Origin of the sequence: Streptomyces chiangmaiensis (assembly GCF_036281785.1) — a bacterium.
In the GTDB taxonomy this organism is placed as follows: domain Bacteria; phylum Actinomycetota; class Actinomycetes; order Streptomycetales; family Streptomycetaceae; genus Streptomyces; species Streptomyces chiangmaiensis.
The window spans coordinates 11,842-31,010 of sequence record NZ_JAYWVC010000093.1; the positions used below are offsets into that span (position 1 = coordinate 11,842).

The 19,169-nt window shown below is 68.3% G+C and carries 17 protein-coding genes; all 17 read left to right on the top strand.

Annotated features, from left to right (window positions below; genetic code table 11):
- The first annotated feature begins 18 nt into the window (after positions 1–18).
- The 17 genes from VXC91_RS24415 to VXC91_RS24495 all read left to right on the top strand — a co-directional run bounded on the left by VXC91_RS24415 (position 19) and on the right by VXC91_RS24495 (position 18,889).
- On the top strand, positions 19–1,626 hold the full coding sequence (locus VXC91_RS24415; protein WP_329509467.1) for an MFS transporter: 1,608 nt from the start codon (positions 19–21) through the stop codon (positions 1,624–1,626).
- Between the two features lie 45 nt (positions 1,627–1,671).
- The gene (locus VXC91_RS24420) at positions 1,672–2,586 is read left to right on the top strand and encodes a HesA/MoeB/ThiF family protein (protein WP_329509468.1); all 915 of its coding nucleotides are present in this window, start codon (positions 1,672–1,674) and stop codon (positions 2,584–2,586) included.
- Between the two features lie 83 nt (positions 2,587–2,669).
- Positions 2,670–3,062, top strand: coding sequence for an SCP2 sterol-binding domain-containing protein (locus VXC91_RS24425; protein ID WP_329509469.1), 393 nt, complete (start codon positions 2,670–2,672; stop codon positions 3,060–3,062).
- A gap of 40 nt (positions 3,063–3,102) precedes the next feature.
- Positions 3,103–4,320: an acyl-CoA dehydrogenase family protein gene (locus VXC91_RS24430; RefSeq protein ID WP_329509470.1), complete on the top strand. Its 1,218-nt coding sequence runs from the start codon at positions 3,103–3,105 to the stop codon at positions 4,318–4,320.
- The gene (locus VXC91_RS24435; protein ID WP_329509471.1) at positions 4,317–5,306 is read left to right on the top strand and encodes a hypothetical protein; all 990 of its coding nucleotides are present in this window, start codon (positions 4,317–4,319) and stop codon (positions 5,304–5,306) included. The genes VXC91_RS24430 and VXC91_RS24435 overlap by 4 nt, the downstream gene beginning before the upstream one ends.
- Before the next feature lie 3 nt (positions 5,307–5,309).
- On the top strand, positions 5,310–6,740 hold the full coding sequence (locus VXC91_RS24440; RefSeq protein ID WP_329509472.1) for an amidase: 1,431 nt from the start codon (positions 5,310–5,312) through the stop codon (positions 6,738–6,740).
- Positions 6,741–6,837: 97 nt separating this feature from the next.
- Complete coding sequence (locus VXC91_RS24445) at positions 6,838–7,506, top strand: ArsR/SmtB family transcription factor (RefSeq protein WP_329509473.1); 669 nt, start codon at positions 6,838–6,840, stop codon at positions 7,504–7,506.
- A 197-nt stretch (positions 7,507–7,703) separates the two neighbouring features.
- The gene (gene phnD, locus VXC91_RS24450; protein ID WP_329509474.1) at positions 7,704–8,615 is read left to right on the top strand and encodes a phosphate/phosphite/phosphonate ABC transporter substrate-binding protein; all 912 of its coding nucleotides are present in this window, start codon (positions 7,704–7,706) and stop codon (positions 8,613–8,615) included.
- Positions 8,616–8,665: 50 nt separating this feature from the next.
- The gene (locus VXC91_RS24455) at positions 8,666–9,409 is read left to right on the top strand and encodes a phosphonate ABC transporter ATP-binding protein (protein ID WP_329509475.1); all 744 of its coding nucleotides are present in this window, start codon (positions 8,666–8,668) and stop codon (positions 9,407–9,409) included.
- Positions 9,406–10,320 carry a phosphonate ABC transporter, permease protein PhnE gene (gene phnE, locus VXC91_RS24460; RefSeq protein ID WP_329509476.1) on the top strand — a complete coding sequence of 305 codons (915 nt, stop codon included), beginning with the start codon at positions 9,406–9,408 and terminating at the stop codon, positions 10,318–10,320. The genes VXC91_RS24455 and phnE overlap by 4 nt, the downstream gene beginning before the upstream one ends.
- Positions 10,321–10,410: 90 nt before the next feature.
- Entirely contained in the window at positions 10,411–10,761 is a 351-nt protein-coding gene (locus tag VXC91_RS24465; RefSeq protein ID WP_329509477.1) for a DsrE/DsrF/TusD sulfur relay family protein, read from the top strand.
- Between the two features lie 17 nt (positions 10,762–10,778).
- Positions 10,779–11,963 (top strand): NAD(P)/FAD-dependent oxidoreductase, encoded by a 1,185-nt coding sequence (locus tag VXC91_RS24470; protein ID WP_329509478.1) that lies wholly within the window; start codon positions 10,779–10,781, stop codon positions 11,961–11,963.
- Between the two features lie 185 nt (positions 11,964–12,148).
- On the top strand, positions 12,149–14,302 hold the full coding sequence (locus VXC91_RS24475) for an MMPL family transporter (RefSeq protein WP_329509479.1): 2,154 nt from the start codon (positions 12,149–12,151) through the stop codon (positions 14,300–14,302).
- Positions 14,303–14,420: 118 nt separating this feature from the next.
- Positions 14,421–15,032 (top strand): 4Fe-4S dicluster domain-containing protein, encoded by a 612-nt coding sequence (locus VXC91_RS24480; RefSeq protein ID WP_329509480.1) that lies wholly within the window; start codon positions 14,421–14,423, stop codon positions 15,030–15,032.
- 4 nt (positions 15,033–15,036) lie between these two features.
- Complete coding sequence (locus VXC91_RS24485) at positions 15,037–15,936, top strand: hypothetical protein (protein WP_329509481.1); 900 nt, start codon at positions 15,037–15,039, stop codon at positions 15,934–15,936.
- 18 nt (positions 15,937–15,954) lie between these two features.
- Positions 15,955–18,528, top strand: a complete 2,574-nt coding sequence (locus tag VXC91_RS24490) for a molybdopterin-containing oxidoreductase family protein (RefSeq protein ID WP_329509482.1) — start codon at positions 15,955–15,957, stop codon at positions 18,526–18,528.
- Between the two features lie 7 nt (positions 18,529–18,535).
- Positions 18,536–18,889: a molecular chaperone TorD family protein gene (locus VXC91_RS24495; protein WP_329509483.1), complete on the top strand. Its 354-nt coding sequence runs from the start codon at positions 18,536–18,538 to the stop codon at positions 18,887–18,889.
- The last annotated feature ends 280 nt before the right edge of the window (positions 18,890–19,169 follow it).

The window sequence follows — 19,169 nt, forward strand, 5'->3', positions numbered from 1 at the left end:
GAGACGGAAGAGGACGATGTGAACGCTGTCACCACCGGTGCGCTCACCGGCCGAACACAGCACCGCGGCATCATGATGGCGGTCCTGGGTTGCTGCTTCCTCGTTGTGATGATGGACAACACCATCCTCAACGTGGCGCTGCAGACCATTCAGCAGGACCTGAACGCCACCAACTCGGAGCTCCAGTGGGCGGTGGACTCCTACATCCTCGTCTACGCCGCCCTGATGTTCTCCGCCGGAGTCCTCGCCGACTCTTACGGCCGCCGCCGCGTCCTCCTCGTCGGCATGCTGGTGTTCGGAGCCGCATCCGCCCTGTCCGCCTTCGCCTCCAGCCCCGAACAACTCGTCCTCTGGCGTGCCGTCATGGGCCTGGGCGGCGCCGTCGTACCTCCCGCCACCCTCGCCATCATCAACGACACATCGACCCCAGAGCAGCGCGGCAAGGCCATCGGCATCTGGTCCGCGATCGGCGGCCTGTCCATCGCCCTCGGCCCCATCATGGGAGGCTTCCTCCTCGAGCACTACTGGTGGGGCTCCGTCTTCCTCATCAACGTGCCGGTCGTGGTGATCTGCGCCGTACTCATGCTGCGCTACGTCCCCGAATCCCGCGCCGACAACCGCCCCAAGCTCGACATGATCGGCGTACTGCTGTCCATCCTCGGCACGGCCGCACTCGTCTACGGCGTCATCCGGGGCGGTGAGACCGACGAGTGGCTGAGCCTGGAAGCCGGCGGAAGCATCGCCGCGGGCCTCCTGCTGCTCGCCCTGCTGGTATGGGTCGAGCGACGGGCCACCGCCCCCGCCCTCGACGTGAGCCTCCTGCGCAAGCCGGCCTTCGCGGCCGGTACGGCAGGCATCGCGCTCGCGTTCTTCGCCCTCACCGGCGGCACCTTCCTGCTCGTCTTCTACGTGCAGGGCGTCCGCGGCCTCACCCCGCTCGAACTCGGCCTGGCGCTGCTACCAGTGGCAGTGGGCACCATCATCTCCGCCACCCTGAGCGGCTCGCTGGCCCGCAAGCACGGGCCGAAGGCGGTCGTCGCCTCGGGTCTGGTCCTGATGATGCTGTCCTTCCTCTGGCTGGGCGTGATCGAGAAGGACAGCGCACTGTGGCAGCTGGAGCTCGCCCTGGCCCTGTCCGGGCTCGGCTTGGGCCTGGTGATGGGCACCACCACGACGGCCATCATGTCCGTGGTCCCCGCCGACAAGTCGGCGATCGGCGCCGCGGTCAACAACACGCTGCGCCAAGTGGGTGCCGCGCTCGGCGTCGCCGTCCTCGGATCGATCCTCTCCCTGAAGTACCACGACGAACTGGGCAATGCAGCCGACATCCTGCCCGCCGGGCTACGCGACGAGGCCGGCGACTCGCTCGGCGGCACGCTCGGCGCCCTGGCCAAGGCCCAGCAGGAGCCGTCCGTCATCGGTCCGATCAAGGACCAGGTCCCGGCGCTCGTCTCCCACGCGCAGGAGGCGTACATCTCCGCGATGCACGTCACCGTGTACGTCGCCGCCGCTCTGCTCATGATCGCCGCGCTGGCGGTCCTGCGCTGGCTGCCCGGCCGCCTGCCCGAGACGATCCCGGGCCCGTCCGCCGACGCCGTGGAAGCACAGGCGACGAGCGGGCAGTGAACCGCACGACTTCATCCACCACCATCCACTGACCAGGAGCCCCGAATGACGGCACCCGCCCATGGCATCGCCGCCGACGCGTCGGACATGACGGGCGCGCAGTTCTACGACGAGTTCACGATACGCAACACTGGGGTGGTCCCCGCGACCGACCAGGACGTCCTGCGCCGGGCCACCGTGCTCGTCGCCGGCTGCGGATCCATCGGCGGTTCCGCCATCGAGCCGCTGGCCCGCCTCGGTGTCCAGCGTTTCGTCCTGGCCGACCCCGGCACCTACGAGCTGAACAATCTCAACCGGCAGAACGCCACCCTGGCCGACCTCGGCCGCAACAAGGCCGAGGTCGCCGCGGAACGCATTCGCGCCATCAACCCGCACGCCGAGGTGCTCGTCTTCCCCGACGGGGTTACCTCGGACAACGTCAAGGAACTCACCGCCGACTGCGAGGCAGTCGTCGACGGCGTCGACGTCACGACCATGAGCGGCTGGCGCGCCAAACTCCAACTGCACCACCAGGTCGCCGAACGCCGCCTCCCACTGGTCACCGGCTGGGACATGGCCGGCGCTCAGTACGTGCGCTGCTACGACTACCGCAAACTCCGCCGCGTCCTCGACGGCGCCCTCGTCCCCACGGACCTCGACCGGCTCAGCACATGGGAGCTGCTGCGCCGCCTGCTGCCGGTGCGCTTCGTCCCCGGGGAGATGCTGCAGACCGCCCGAGCCAACTTCCGCAACCCCGACTTCGCGTTCCCGCAGGTCGTGCACTCCGCCATGATGTTCGGCGCCATCAGTGCCCACACCGTGACCCAGCTGCTCAACAACCGTCCCGTGCGCGCGCACATCTACGTCGACGTCCACCAGCGCGTGCGTCCCACCTCGACACGCCTGCTCACGCGCCTGAAGTGGCCTCTCCAGGCCGTTTCCCTGCTCGCCGACCTGCGCTCGCTCGCCGACAAGAAGTGACCGCAGGACGCCTCATCACCGGCCGCTGACGGCGGCCGGCACCCCGCACGACCAACACACCACCGACATCCGGAGGCTTTGCCATGCCCGCATTCCCGAACGAGGAGACCGCCGCCAAGGTCTTCGGGGAGCTGTTCACCATCCTCGCAGCGGACGAGGAGTTCACCTCGAAGCTGCGCGAGAGCAACCTCTCCGTGCGGCTGATCCACACCAAGCCGGACTGCACGGTCTTCGTCTCGGCGGACGAAGTGGCCGTGGGCGAACAGGCCCCGGACGAGGCGACCATCACGATCAAGATGTCCTGCGACACCGCGCACGCCCTGTGGCTGGGCAAGCTGATGATGCCTGCCGCCGTGGCCACCGGGAAGGTGCGCATACGCGGCAAGGTCGCCAAGGTCCTGGAGCTGGTGCCGATCCTGCGGCCCGCCTTCGACCGCTACCCGGAGATCGCCGCCGGCTACGGCATCAGCGCCTGACCCCGCCTTCCCCTTACACGCAGCAAGGAGACCGAACGCAATGACCACCGCCATCGCGGGACCCGACCTGAACTTCGACGTCCTGCCCACCGAGGTCCGGCGCTTCCAGGAGAAGGTCAGGGAGTACGCGCGCGACGAGATCGCCCCCCGGGCCCTGAAACTGGACCTGGCGGACGCCGCCGACTTCGACTGGGACATCGTGCAAAAGGGCCACGAACTCGGCCTGACCCGGGCCCTGCTGCCCAAGGAATACGGCGGTCTTGGCATCGGCGTGCTCGGCGTGGCCGTCGCCCTGGAGGAACTCGCCGCGGCCTGCCCGGCCGTCGCCCTGATTTTCGGCGCGACCATGCTCGGACAGTCCCCGATCCTGCTGTCCGGCGACCCGCGTCTGCAGGCCCGCTTCCTGCCGCTGTTCGCCGGGGACGAGGCCGTCCTGGCCGCCAACGGCATCGCCGAGGAGGAAGCAGGATCGGACCTGGTCATCCCCGAGAACTTCGTGCACGCCCGGATGGCCACCACGGCCCGCCGCGACGGCGACTTCTACGTCATCAACGGCCACAAGAAGTTCTGCACCAACGGCAAGGTCGCAGCCTTCGCCTCGATCTTCGCCAACATGGAGGGCCACCCCGGCGCCACCGGCCTGACGTGCTTCATCGTGCCGCTCGACGAACCCGGCGTCACCCGAGGCGAGGTCGCCGACAAGATGGGCTACCGCGCCTGCCTCGGCACCACCCTGCACTTCGACAACGTACGAATCCCGGCCGAGTACATGATCGGCGGCGAGGGCACCGGCGCCGAGATCGACGTCGCGCAGGGCAACATGGCACGCTCCTCCGTCGCCGCCATCTCCACCGGCGTCGCACGCAACGCGCTGGAGCACGCCATCGACTGGTGCGGCAAGCGCGTACAGGGCGGCAAGCTCCTGCGCGAGCACCAGTTCACGGCCCGCAAGCTCGCCGAGATGTCCGCGAACGTCGACGCCGCCCGGCTGCTGTACCAGCGCGCCGCCAACAAGGTCGACAACGAGCTGCCGGCTCCCGAGTACGAGCCCGCACTCGCCAAGCTGTTCGCCGACCGCATCGCCATCGACACTGCTGGCGACGCCGTCTCCCTCATGGGCGCCCGCGGCTACTGCCGGGAGTACGGGGCCGAGAAGATCCTGCGCGACTCCTACGGCACCCGCATCTTCGAAGGCACGCAGGAGGCGCTCGCGCTCGCCGTCACCAGCAGTTTGTACCGGGAGGAGGACGACCTGTGACCACAGCCGAGGAGCTGACGAGGCAGCGATCGGTGGACGAACCCGCCAGCAGCGGCTGCCCGTTCAGCCCCGAGATACGGCGCTTCACCAACGACATCGTCAGCCTGCACAGCCGCCTCAGCTTCGGCCGACTGCCGCAGGCCCTCGACGGCCCGCCGCTGTACCTCTCCGGCGACACCGGAGACGGGCTGCTCACCGTGACCATGCGCGAAAGCCAGCTGCCGGCCCGCTACATGAACGGCATCCTCGGCTTCCGGCTCGCCCAGTACCTGAAGCTCGGGCTGATCTCCGATGAACTCGTCTATCAGGAAGCCCTGTTCCACGAGCCGGCCAGCAAACCGCACACCGTTGAGAACCTGCACACCGTGACCCTCGACGCGAACAGCGGACGCATCGTCGGCTACATCGGCCTCGTCTGCTCCCTGGACGACAAGCCGATGCCGCTGGACTCCCCGCGCCGCAGCCGGTTCCCGTCCGAGTCCGCTCACCACGTCGATCTGGTGTCCCGGTTCGCCGCGCCGGACGTCTCCAGCCACCAGGTGTACGAGATCAAACGCTTCGTACGCGACGTGGAAATGGAACGCGGTGACCAGCGGTGGCGTGTGCCCTGGCATCTCATCCTCGGCCTGGGCAGCGCGGTCGTGGTTGCGGGAGACGAGTTCCGACTGTTCCTGGGGGACTCCAAGGAGCACGGGGCCCTGCGGCACTTCCGGCTCATCGGCTTCGATCCGGTGGTGATCGAGAACACCGAGCCGAAGCTGCCTCGCTCGGAGCTCATGTGGCCGAGCTACACGCAGGAGGTCAACGCCAAGCCGTTCGTGGCCCTCCGCCCCGAGGACCTCGACTCGTACATGCGCGTGATCCGCACGGGGATCGCCGCGGACAGCGGACAGTCCGAGCGAGAGCTCGCCGCCCGGTTGTCGGCCCAGCGGCGGGCCAGGGAACCGGGCGGGCGTGGCTCGCAGCAGACAGCCGAGGAGACGTGAGCAGTGTCCGAGTTGCACGAGCTGACCGCGGCCGAACAGGCTGCGGCGATCCAGGCAGGCGCCGTGTCGCCTGTCGAGTTCACCGCGCATTACCTGGACCGCATCGACGCCCTGAACCCGAGTGTCGGGGCCTTCACGACCGTCATGGCAGAGCAGGCGCTCGACCGGGCCCGGCAGGCAGAAAAGGAATTGGCTGCCGCGTTCCGGGAGGGTGCGGAGCTGTCCGCCCTGCACGGTGTGACGATCGCCGTGAAGGACCTGGTCCAGGTCGAGGACGTTCGCTGGACGCTGGGCTCGGCGGCGTTCGCCGACCAGGTGGCCGACATGGACGACCACGTGGTCACACGCCTGCGCGAAGCCGGCACAGTGCTGCTGGGCAAGACCAACACGCCCGAGTTCGCGCTGCCCTGTTACACCGAGAACAAGCTCGGCCCGCCCACCCGGAACCCGTGGGATCTGGACCGCTCGCCCGGAGGTTCGAGCGGCGGTTCGGCGGCCGCGGTCGCGGCGGGGCTGGCGGCCCTGGGCCATGGCACGGATGCCGGCGGTTCCATCCGCATTCCTGCCTCGGCCTGCGGACTGGTCGGCTTCAAGCCCAGCCGGGGACGGGTCAGCAACGGGCCCGTCGACCATGACGTGACGGGTCTGTCGGTGCACGGGCCTCTCGCGAGGACCGTCGCGGACGCGGCGGTGCTGCTGGATGCAATGTCCGGGCCGATGCCGGGCGACGTCTACACGGCGCCCCCTCTGGCCGAGGGCGAGACCCTCCTGGCCTGCGCACTCAAGGAGCCAAAGCGGCTGAGGATCGCCGGGCTTCCCGGACCCATGGTCCCGGACACCACGCTGCATCCGGACTGCGAGACGGCGTACCGCAAAACCGTCCAGCTCCTCGAAGACGCGGGGCACCAGGTGGAGGAGCTGGAGATGCCACCCGACCCGGACGTCGTCGAGGCGTTCGAACGTGTCTGGGCGGTGGCCGCCGCCGGACGGCAGGTGGACGAGGAAGACGAGCCGCTCCTGACTCCCTTCACCCGCTATCTGCGGGAGAAGGGACGCCAGGTCACCGGCCTGGAGTTCGCAGCGGGCCTGGCGACCTTCCGCGGCCTCGGCCAGCTCTTCGCGGACGTCTTCTTCGCCTCGTACGACGCGGTTCTCACCCCAACTCTGTCGCGGCCCCCGGCAATGATCGGCGAGTTCTACGGAGAGGACCCGGCAGCCGAATTCGACGCCATGGCGACGTTCATGCCGTACACGCCGCTGTACAACATCACGGGCCTGCCCGCGGTCTCTCTTCCGCTCCACTGGAACGCGGACGGACTGCCCATCGGTGTGATGCTCGGCGGCCGCTATGGCGACGAGGCGACGCTGATCTCCCTCGCGGCCCAGTTGGAAGTCGCCGCTGGGCAACCCCGTCCCCGGCCCGGACTGTGGTGACGGCCATGAGCGCCTGCCGCGCACCCCCGCCAGGGGCGATCTCGTCCTGGAGATATATTCTAGATATCTTTAGAGATTCTGGGCTGCTGGAGGTGCCATGTCGGAGCGGAACGTCAGAGAAGGTCTATTCGGCCAGCTCGCTCGCATCGGCAAGGCCATCAGTAATCCGAAGCGGATCGAACTGCTCGACATCCTGGGCCAGGGCGAACGCTCGGTCGAGTCTCTCGCCACCGTCACCCACATGACGGTCGGCAACACCTCCAGCCACCTCCAGGTGCTGCGCAACGCCCGCATGGTCGAGACCCGCAAAGAGGGCACGAAGGTCTTCTACTCGCTCGCCGACGAGCGGGTGGCGGGCTTCGTACGCGAACTGTGGTCGCTGGCGGACGCGCGCCTCGCCGAGGTGGACCGGCTGATTCGGGAGTATCTCCAAGGTGAGGAGACCCTCGAGCGGGTCACCAGGGAGCAGCTCGTCTCGCGCTCCCTGAGCGGCAACGTCTACATCATCGACGTGCGGCCGACCGAGGAGTACGCGGCAGGACACATCCCGGGGGCCGTGTCCGTTCCGTTCGACGAGCTGACTGAGCATTTGGCAAAGCTCCCGGCAGACATGGACATCGTCGCGTACTGTCGGGGCCCGCACTGTGTGTTCGCGCCGAAGGCGGCACAAATCCTGCGGCAGCACGGTCTTCGAGCAATGGTGCTCGAGGACGGCATGCCCGAATGGCGTCAAGGGGGACTTCCTGTGAGCACTGCAAGCAGTTAGAGCGCCATCCGTCGCCGGATCCCGCGCGACTGATCACATCACCTTTTTTCACGGTCGGGTGCCCCGCCCAGGCATGCCTACGGCGTGCCCGCACTCCACCTGCCCGACTCCAGTTCCAGTGTTGCCGCGCAAGGCCGCACTGCGGTCATGCGCGCCTTGAAGTGCACCTGACAACCCATGCTGCGGGGGCGTAACCAGTGAAAAGGATCCGTCTGTTCGTCGCCCTGCTCGCCCTGATGGCGGCAGCGGCCTGTAGCACCGCCGGCGCCTCAACCGGCACGAACAACCAGGGCGTGCCCGGAAAGCTGCGCGTCGGAATCATTCCCAACGTCGCACCGGACACACAGAGCGCCAAGTACGAGCCGCTCAGGAAGTACCTGTCCAAGAAGCTGGACACGGACGTCGAGCTGTTCGTGGCCACGGACTACGCCGGAGTGGTCACCGCGCTCGCCGCGAAGAAGATCGACATGGCCTACCTCGGTGGCCTGACCTACGTACAGGCCGCCGAGCAGGTCGACGTGACACCGCTGGTCACCGACACCGACAAGGAGACCGGCACCAAGGAGTACCTCTCCGGCATCGTCGTACGCAGCGACTCCCCCTACAAGAGCGTCAAGGACGTCCTGGACGCCAAGGGGAAGTTCGCCTTCGGTGACGTCAGCTCCACCTCCGGCAGCCTGTATCCGAGGGTGATGCTGGACGCGGCCGGGGCCAAGTGCTCGACCACGACCGTCGACAAATGCCCGCCTCTGTCGAAGGTCACCTTCACCGGCGGACACGACGCCACCGCGCAGGCCGTCGCCAACGGCTCCGTGGACGCCGGCGGCCTGGAAGTGCGCATCATGCACCGCCTGGAGCGGGACGGCACCATCCCCAAGGGCAAGCTGAAGGTCATCGAGACCGAGAAGGTCATGGGCTACCCCTGGGTGATGCGCAGCGCACTCGGCGACAAGGCCGCCAAATCGATCACCGCGGCATTCCTGGACATGAAGGACCCCGACCTGCTCGACCTGATGGCGACCACCGGATACCAGCGCGTCACCGAAACCGACTACGCACAGGTCAAGAAGCACGCCGAGGAACTCGGCCTGCTCACCACCGGGCACTGACGCCCACCTTCCGCTCCGCCTGACAGCCAGGCCACTGGGGGAATCACCCGATGAAGATAGAACTCAACGGCATCACCGCGACGTTCACCGATCGCGACGTACCCGCCCTCGACGACGTGTCACTCACCATCAACCAGGCCGAACACGTCGTACTGCTCGGCCCGTCCGGCTCGGGCAAGACGACACTGCTGCGCTCCATTCTCGGCGCCGTCACACCGCAATCCGGCGAGATCCGCGTCGGCGGACTCGACCCCTCCTCGCCAGGCGACCTGCGGACCATCCGCCGAAGGACAGGCGTGGTACGCCAGGGGAACGACCTGGTGTTGGGCCTGCGGGCCCAGACCAACGCGCTCCTGGGCACCGCCCCGACGTGGGGCGCACGTGAATGGGCGGCCGTGCTGTGCGGCACCGTGCCCGCCCGCTATGCGGCGCGCGTGGACGAACTCGCCGAGAGGCAGGGCATCCTGCCCTACCTCAAGGCGCGCGTGGAGAACCTCTCCGGCGGTCAGCGTCAGCGAGTCGCCCTGGTCCGCGCGGTTCTGCCCGAGCCGCAGCTGCTGCTGGCGGACGAACCGACCTCCGGCCTCGACCCGGTCACCTCGCAGGCCGCCGTCGACGCCCTGCGGGCCGCCACCGATGTCACCGTCGTCGTCTCGACCCACGACCTGTCCATCGCACGGCAGTTCCCCCGGATCATCGCCCTGCGCGGCGGCCGTGTCTGCTACGACGGTGCCGAACTGACCGAGCGCGACGCGGAGGAGATCTACCAGGGAACGGCGGTGGTGCCCGCATGAGTACGGAGACCAGCACCGGAACGAAGACAGGTGCCGCCGCTGGGCCCGGCTCCCGCTGCGGGCCGAAGATCCCCGTGCAGTCAGGCGGTTCGAGCGAGCGGCCTCCTCTCGACACCGCCACGCAGATGAGTCGCTACAAGAGGTCCAGGAGCATCTGGATCATCCTGCTCGTCGCGGCCGCGGCCGTCGTATGGTCCCTTCAGGGCACCGGCGTCAGCATCAGCAACATCATCGCGGGGTGGGACGGGGCACGCCAGATCGCTGAGGGGCTCTTCCCGCCCCAGGTCGACCAGGAACTCCTCCGGTCGGTCGCCAAGGCCGCACTGGAGACCCTGCAGATCTCCATCGCGGCCCTGTTCTTCGGCACCGTCATGGGCCTGGCCCTCGCTGTGACGATGGCGGGCAACATGAACGCCCCTCGATGGCTGTCCACGGCGGCGCGGATGGTGGCGACCATGTTCCGGTCGGTGCCCGAGCTGCTGTGGGCGCTCGTCTTCGTCGCCGTGGTCGGACTCGGCCCGGCGGCCGGCGTGTACGCCATCTCCCTGCACGCTGCTGGCCTGCTGGCCAAGCTCGTCTCCGAGCAGTTGGAGGCAGTCGACCCCGCCCCCGTGGAGGCGATGCGCCTGACCGGCGCCTCGCGGCTCGCCACGGGTGTGCTGTCGATCATCCCGCAGGCCCGCAACAACATCGCCTCCCTGGTGCTCTACCAGTGGGAGTGCAACATTCGCAGCTCCGTCGTCATCGGCTTCGTCGGCGCGGGCGGCATCGGACAGGCGCTCGGCATCGCCATGCGCCTCTTCCGGTACCAGGAACTGGCCACGTTGATGATCGCCCTGCTGTTCCTCGTCCTGGCCGTCGACCAGATCTCCCGGCTCCTGCGGCGGCGCATGGGTGCCGTCACCCGCTGATCACCGCTGACCCAATCACGGCTCTTCCTCTGGACAGGGCGCAATCCAGGCCCCTAATCTTCTAGAGATCTCTAGAACAGGAGAGAAAACGTGAAGTTCCTTTTCGTGCTGCACGACCCGCCGTACGGCACCGAGCGGGTCTACAACGGCCTGCGCTGGGCGACCGAGGTGGCCCGCCGCGAGGACACCGAGGTGAAGGTCTTCCTGTTCGGCGACTCGGTGGTCACCGTCGTCGACGGACAAAAGACGCCGGACGGCTACTACAACACCGGGAAGATGGCGACCACCTTCGCCCGCCTCGGTGGGGAGATCGGCTGCTGCGGCACCTGCATGGACGCGCGTGGCATGAGCGACGACAACCTCACCAAGGGCGCCCACCGATCCTCGATGAAGGAACTGACCGACTGGACCGAGTGGGCCGACAAGGTCATCAACGTCTGAGGCAGGAGCACCACACCATGGGACGCAACATCCTCGTGCTGGGCGCCGGCTTCGGCGGTCTGAGCACGGTGCGGGAGCTGCAGAAACACGTGGCACCCGACGACAAAATCACTCTGATCGACCGCAGCGACACCCAGGTACAGGGCCTATCCCTGCTGTGGCTGCTGCGCGGCTGGCGCACCCTCGACCAGGTGCAGGTCGTGCCGACCAAGGAGGCGCTGGGCCGGGCCGAGCACATCGTCGCCGACATCGAGCAACTCGACCTGGCAGCACGTCAGGTACGCACCCCGCAAGGGGACTTCGCGTACGACGCGCTCGTGCTGGCCCTTGGCGCTGAGCTGCACACCGGCGCCGTGCCCGGCCTCGACGAGGCGCTGTCGGCCGGGGTGGCGGCTCACTACTACACCCCCGAGGCCGCCGTCGACGCACACGCCAAGCTGAAGGCCGTCTCCTCCGGCAAGGTCGTCTTCCTCGTCGCGCGTATCCCCTACAAGTGCCCGGCGGCGCCGTACGAGGGTGTGATGCTTGCCTCCGATCTGCTGACCGAGACCGGCGTGCGCGACAACGTGTCGGTCGACGTCTACACCCCGGAGTCGCAGCCGATGCCGGTCGCGGGCCCCGTCGTGGGCCAGGGCGTGGTGCAGATGTTGGAGTCCCAGAAGATCGGCTTCCATCCGGGCCGTCAGGTCGAGCGGGTGGACGCCGTCGCCCGTGAGGTGGTCTTTGCGGACGGCGAGCGGGTCTCATTCGACCTGCTGGTGTTCATCCCGCCGCACCAGCCCCCGGCACCGATCAAGGCGGCGGAGCTGTCGCCGACGGGCTGGGTGCCGGTCGACGCCAACACCCTCAAGACCATCGTGGACGGCGTCTGGGCGCTCGGGGATGTCGTCTCCATCACCCTGACCAACGGCAAGCCGCTGCCGAAGGCCGCCGTCTTCGCCAAGGGCCAGGCCGAGGCGGTCGCCGCCGGAGTGGCCCGGCACCTGGGCCACGAGCAGGCGCCCGAGCCCTACTTCAACGGCGAGGGGTACTGCTTCCTGGAGATCGGCGGGCACCTGGCCGCCAAAGGGGCGGGCAACTTCTACCACCCCGACGGGCCGGAGATCGAACTGTCGGAGCCGTCGGAGGAACTGCACCGAGCCAAGGAACGCGAGGAGCAGCAGTGGTTGGCCGAGTGGAGCACCGGCCAGCACGACGGCTGACCTGGCCGACGTCTTTTTGAGATCGCACCCGGCCGCCCCTGCCAGGGGCGGCCGGGATCCACACCCCCATTGCACCCCGGGCCGTTTCGTCCCCTGGCCGCGCCCAGCCATGCGAGGCACCGGTCGCCCGGGGCGCCTGTCCTGCCAGGCTGCGGGACACATCCCGCTCAACGGAGGTTTTCCTCATGTCTGTCGGCACGTCCGAGCCCGTACGTACGCAAGAGCCGCCGGGCCGGCGCACCCTGGCCGATCGCACCACCGCCGTCCTGGTGGGGCGCCGCAAACTGGTCATGCTGGCCTGGCTGATGATCGTCCTGCTGGCCGCCCCGTTCGCCGCCACCGTGAACGGCGCCCTGTCGGGCGCAGGCTGGAACGCGCAGGGCTCCGAAAGCGAAAAGGTCCGCCAGGAGCTGCGCAGCGGCTTCGCCGACCTGAGTGCCGAGGCCGCCGTCGTGGTCGTTCACGTCTCCAGCCAGGGTGAGCGGGACGCCGCGGTCGACGCGGTGATCAAGCGCGTGGGCGGTTCCTCGGCCGTCGAGAAGTTCACCGATCCGCGTGAGCAGCCCCCGCAAGCGGGGCTGGTCAGCGAGGACGGCCAGACGGCCCTGGTCCCGGTGCAGTTGAAGGCCGACGATGAGGCCGGACTGCCCGAGGCCGCCGGCAAGGTCAGTGACGCCGTCGACCAGGCGAAGCTGCCACAGGGCGCGACGGCGGATGTGACCGGCGAGTGGCCGGTGTGGGCGGACTTCAACAAGTCCAACGAGAAGGCCATGCTCAAGGCCGAGATCCTCTCGGGCCTGCCGGTGATGATCCTGCTTGTCGTGGTCTTCGGCAGCCTGGTCGCCGCCGGGATGCCGATGATGCTGGCGATGGTCGGCATCGCGGGCGCCTACGGCGCACTGCACCTGATCACCATGGCCACACCGCTGTCGGTGTGGTCGATGAACTTCTCGATGATGATCGGGATGGCGCTGGGCATCGACTACAGCCTGTTCATCGTCACCCGATACCGCGCCGAGCGGGCCAAGGGCAGTGACACACAGGCGGCGCTGGCCACCACGCTGGCTACCTCCGGCAAGGCGATCGTCCTGTCCGGCCTGGCGCTGATCATGGCGCTCGGCGCGCTGTTCCTGCTGCCGGTGATGGTCTTCCGCTCCATGGCGCTCGGCATGATCCTCGCCGTGGTCGCCGTGGTCGCCGCCGCCCTGACCCTGCTGCCCGCGGTCCTGGCCGCTTTGGGGGACAGGGTGCTGCGCGGGCGCGCCCAGCGCACCGGCCGCAGCGAGGCCCGCTGGGGCCGGTGGTCCGACGGCGTCGTCCGCCGCCCCACCGTCGGCCTGGTCGCCGGGCTGCTGCTGCTCGGTGGGCTGACCGTCCCCGTCGCCAGCGTGGAACTGGGCATGCCCGGCGCACGGGTGGTGGATGCCGGATACTCCAGCCGCGACGGCTACGAAACCCTCGTCGACGCCTTCGGCCCGGGAGCCGGCGCCACCATCTACATCACCACCCCCGAGGACGACGCCGACGCCGTCGTGCAGGCCGCGAAGAACCTCACCGGTGTCAAGGACGCCCAGGTGGCCACCCAGGCCGCCGACACCGGCCGCACCGTCGTCCGTGTCACCCCGACCACGGCCATCGACGACAACCGCACCTCCGACCTGGTCACCGACCTGCGCACCAAGCTGGACACGACATCGCCGAAGGCACTCGTGGGCGGGCCGGCCGCGCAGAACCACGACATGACCGATGCGCTGGCCGCCTCCGCGCCGTGGATTATCTCGCTGGTGCTGGCGATGTCGCTGCTGATGATGCTGATCGTCTTCCGCAGCGTGCTCATCGCGCTGGTGAGCGTGGTGATGAACCTGCTCACCGTCGGCGCTGCCTTCGGTATCGCGTCGATCATCTTCCAGCACGGCGTGGGCGCCTCCCTGATCGGCATCGACTCCCAAGGGTTCATCGACGCCTGGGCGCCAGTGTTCTTCTTTGCGATCCTCTTCGGCCTGTCGATGGACTACCAGCTGTTCCTGCTCGCCTCGATCCGGGAGAAATACGAACAGACCGGCGACACCCGCCGCGCGGTCCGCGACGGCATCGCGGCCACCGGCCGGCCGATCACCAACGCGGCGATCATCATGGTCATCGTGTTCGTCGCCTTCGGCGTCACCGGCCCCATCCCGCCCACCGAGCTGGGCATCACGCTGGCCATCGCGGTCATCCTGGACGCCACGATCGTGCGCATGCTGATCGTCCCGGCATCGCTGGCCATCTTCGGCGACGCCAACTGGAAGATGCCTCGCTGGCTGGACCGGGTGCTGCCCGCTGTCACCTTCCGGCACTGATCCACCAAGCCCCGGGTGGCGCGGGCCATCCCCCGCCCCGCGCCGCCCGGTCTCGCACGGCACCACCGTTGAACCAGCACGTCCCCTTTGATCGTTGGCGTAACGCTGGAGGAGCCCGATGGCCCGCTTCGGAATGCTGATCGACCTGACCACGTGCATCGGGTGCCACGCCTGCTCCGTTGCGTGCAAGAACGAATTCGACGTGCCGCTGGGGGTGTTCCGCGACACGGTCAAGTACGTGGAGGACGGCGAATACCCCAAGGCCACCCGCCACTTCATCCCCGTACTGTGCAACCACTGCGAAGACGCGCCCTGCCTCAACGCCTGCCCCACCGCCGCAATCACCCGTAAACCGAACGGTGAGGTCGTCATCGAGGAGGGCGACTGCAACCTCAACCGGTTCTGCATGGCCGCCTGCCCGTACGACGCCATCTACGAAGACCCGCAGACGAACACCGCGAGCAAGTGCACCCTGTGCGAACACCGCACCTCCCAGGGCGGCCAGCCCGCCTGCGTGGAGGCATGCCCCACCGGCTGCCGCGTCTTCGGCGACCTCGACGACCCGGACAGCGACATCTCCGTCAAGGCGCGGGAGAACGAGGTCGAGGTGTGGAAGCCGGACGCGGCCACCCGGCCGAAGGTCTTCTACGTCGACCCCAAGCGGGCCCTGCCCCTGATCGCCGTCGACGGCATCCAGCTCGACACCCGCGCCGACCTGAAGGGGCAGTGAGGCGATGCACAGCACTCTCGCCCAGGTCGCGCCGATGACCCCCATCCCGTGGGGCAGCTTGCTGGCGACCTATTTCACCCTGATCGGCATCCCCAGCGGACTGACCCTGGCCACCTGGTGGCACCGCAGCCGCTTTCCCACCACCTCGCTCGCCGTGGACTGGCGCACCACCTGGCTGTGCCTGGCCCTGCTCAGCGGCGCCGGACTGCTGCTGACCATCGACCTCGGCCAGCCCGCACGCTTCTTCTTGATGCTCACGAAGTTCGGGAACTGGGATTCCCCCATCTCCCTCGGCGCGAAGATCATCGCGGTCAAGACGTTCCTGCTCGCCGTCGCCCTGTACCTGCTGTGGCGCCGCCGCACCGCTTCCCAGGGCGCCCCTGCCCCGCTGCCTGCCCGCGGCGTGGCCAAGTACCTGGACAGCGCGGTGGTGTGGCTGCTCGGCATCACCAGCGTCGCCCTGGCCGTCTACCCGATCGCCGTCCTGGCCCGCAGCTGGGTCTCCCCGCTCGCCTCCACCAGCGGCTCCGCCCTTATCTACCTCGTCACGTCCCTGCTGATGGGCGCCGCCGTGATGCAGCTCGTGCAGGCGTGGGATCCGGCAACGACCGGTCGGCAGATCGTCATGTACCGCCAGGCCACGCTCGTCCTGCTGATGATCTACGCCGCCACGCTGGCCTTCACCGCCGTGTCCGTGCAGAACGGGCCCGCCAAGGACGCGCTCAACTCCGTGCTCACCGGGGAGTGGGCGCCGCTGTTCTACACCGGAGCGGTCGGCGTCGGGTTGCTCCTCCCCGCTGCCGTGCTGGCCTCGGGGCGCGGCGGGCGCTGGGCCCGCATGAGCACATCGGTCGCGATCCTCGCCAGCACCGGCATCGTCCGCTATCTGATCTTCACAGCCTGACACCCGGGGGATACCAGGATGACCACCGACACCGCTGCGGCGGACACCGAAACACCCGACAGCAGCCCGACAGCCCCCGAAGCCTGGGAGCTCGGCCGGCGCGACCTGCTCAGGATCGGCGCCGCTGCGGGCGCAGCCATCGCCGGCCTCGGCGCCATCGAGATCGTCCGCGACCCCAAGCCCTCCGCGCAGGTCGGCAAGGGCGCAACCGCGGCCACGGCCATCCCGTCGATGTGCCAGATGTGCACCACCGCCTGCGGCATCATCGGCCACGTCGCGCACGGCCGCCTGCTGCGGATCACCGGAAACCCGGAAGACCCCAACAACCAGGGCTCCACCTGCGGGAAGGGTGTCGCCGGGACGTCCGTCCTCTACGACCCCTTCCGGATGCTGTATCCGCTCAAGCGCGTCGGCGAACGCGGCTCGGGGAAGTGGAAGCGCATCACCTGGGAGCAGGCGTACACGGAGATCGCCGACCGGCTCCGAGAGATCCGCGAGCGCGGCAGGCCCGAGGAGTTCGCCTTCCAGCAAGGCCGCAACCGCTCCACCGACATCGTCGCCCGCTTCCTCAACGCCTACGGCACCCCCTCGCAGTTCAACCACCGCGCCCTGTGCTCCGCCAACCGCAGGGCCGCGATCGCCACCACCATCGGCGAATCCGACTGGGACCTGGGCGACTTCGAGAACAGCCAGTACGTGCTGAACTTCGGCTCCAACTGGGCCGAAGCCCACCAGGGCCACATCCCGGTGGCCATCCGCATGATGCGCGCCCGCCGACGCGGCGCGAAACTGGTCACCTTCGAGACCCGCATGTCCAACACGGCGGCATTGTCCGACGAATGGTTCTGCGTCAAACCCGGCACCGACGGCCTGATCGCCCTCGCCATGGCCAACGTGATCTGCCGCGAGGGACTGTGGGACAAGACCTGGTTCGACACCTGGTCGAACTACTCGGCCGGCAAGTTCGCCGAGCATGTCGCCCAGTACACGCCTGAGCGGGCCGAACGCGAGAGCGGCGTGCCCGCCGAGGACATCACCCGCATCGCCCGGGAGTTCGCGGCCGCCGCCCCGCGCTGCACCACCATCTGCAACCGCGGCTCGCAGTCCCACCGCAACGGCTACTACAACGACCGCTCCATCACCGCGCTCAACGCCCTGGTCGGCAACATGGGCAAGAAAGGCGGCTGGTGCTGGCACCCGCAGTCGGCCTGGGACGAGGACTTCCTTCCCGAGCCCGGACCCGTACCGGACAAGCCGATACGAAAGAGCATCATCGCCGAGGCGAAGGACTGGCCCCTCGCGAATGCCTTCGAGGGCAAGAAGATGAAGGTCGCCGAGGTCATCTACCTGTGGATCCAACAGCGGCGGCAGAAGGTGTCGGCGCTGATGACCTACAACGCCGACACCGCCTGGTCCTTCCCCGAAGGCAAGCTCGTCCGCAGTGTCCTGGCCGACGAGGAGCTGATCCCGTTCCACGTTTGCATCGACGTGATGTACTCCGAGACCTCCCACCTGGCCGACATCATCCTGCCCTGGACCACCTACCTGGAGCGATGGGACATCGACGCCCGCCCGCCCCAGGGCCTGATCGACTACGTCGGCCTGCGCCAGCCCGTCGTCCCGCCCCGCGGCCAGTCCAAGGACATCCGCGAGATCTTCCCCGAGCTCGGCCGCCGCATCGGCGGCGGCATGGAGGAGTACTTCCCCTGGAAGACCACCGAGGAGTACCTGGAGGAGTACTTCAAGCCCATACCCGGCGGCTTCGCCCATATGAAGGCCCACGGCGTGTGGATGGATCCCACCAAGAAACCCTTCTACGAACCCCACCTCCGGCGCCTGACCCCGGAGGAACTCGACGGCTCCCACGAAGACCCCGAGACCGGGATCATCTACAAGGGCACCGACGAGAAGACCGGCAAGCCCGCCGCCATCGGCATACGCATCCACGGCATCGCCCGCCGCGGCTTCCTCACCCCTTCCCGCAAGGCCGAGATCCACAGCTCCTTCATCGTGGGCAAGGGCAAAGAGCTCGGCCGCAACGTCGAACCCCTGCCGGTGTACGAGCCGATACCCAGCCACCAGCACGACTTCCCCGACGACCACCTGATCATGACCAGCTACAAGATCAACGTGCACAACGGGCACCGCACCATGCAGTCCAAGTGGCTGCAGGAGATCTCCCACACCAACCCCGCCCTGCTCAACAGCGCCACCGCCAAGAAACTCGGCATCGGCAGCGGCGACTGGATCGAGGTCGTCAGCTTCCGCCCCATCGACCCGGCCGTCCCCGGCGGCGACGGATCCCAGGTCGGCACCCTGCGCACCCGCGTCCGCCTGACCGAAGGCGTCCACCCCATTGTGATCGCCATCGCCCACAACGCCGGCCGCAGCGTCGGCGGCGCCTACGCCACCAGCGGCCAGGACACCGCTGACAACCCCGGCTACGGCAAGACAGCCGACGCCGACCTGGACCGCCTGTGGTGGAAGGGCGCTATCAGCGTCCCCCAGAACGACCTGATGCCCATCTACCCCGACCCCGTGGTCGGCGGCCAGGCATACCACGACACCGTGGTACGGATACGGAAGGTGTGACCGTGTCGTGAACCCCATCCCCGTCGCCGCCGACCACGTCAAGGCGTACACCGGCCTGCTGCGTCTGGCCGTGCGACTCCTCAGCAGCGAAATCGACCCCCTGCTCTACCGGCAGATGATCGACGCCGACTCCCGCACCCGCGACGACCACCGGCCGCTCACCGACCCCGCCCTGGCCGAACGCCCGCAAGCCGAAGCCCTGGAGGAACTCGCCGCAGAGTTCTGCCGCCTGTTCATCGGCCCGCAACCGGCCTGCCCGCCGTACGCCTCCGCCCAGCACGGGGAGGTCAAACTCGGTGGCCGCTCCGCGCGGGACATCGACGACTGTGCGCCACGAGCGCAACGGGAGGTTCTGATGTAGACGGAAGCTCCCGACGTGGTGCTGCACTGGTGATGGAGGTGGGCCCTCCGGGATCGCCCACGCAGGGGGAGATCCCAAACCGCCGCAGGTTGCTCCGGTGAATGAGTCGGGGTGATGAGCACTGCGGAAAAGGCGCACGAGATGCGTCAGGTGAGTGCCGAGAAGGCGAACGCGAGTGAACCACTGCTGAAGTGTCGTAACTGTATGGATGGTTGCCGAAACCGGGGTCCAGTTGTTGCCCCGGGACAAGTCTGGCGGGTTCCTGTATTCCTGGCCAGGT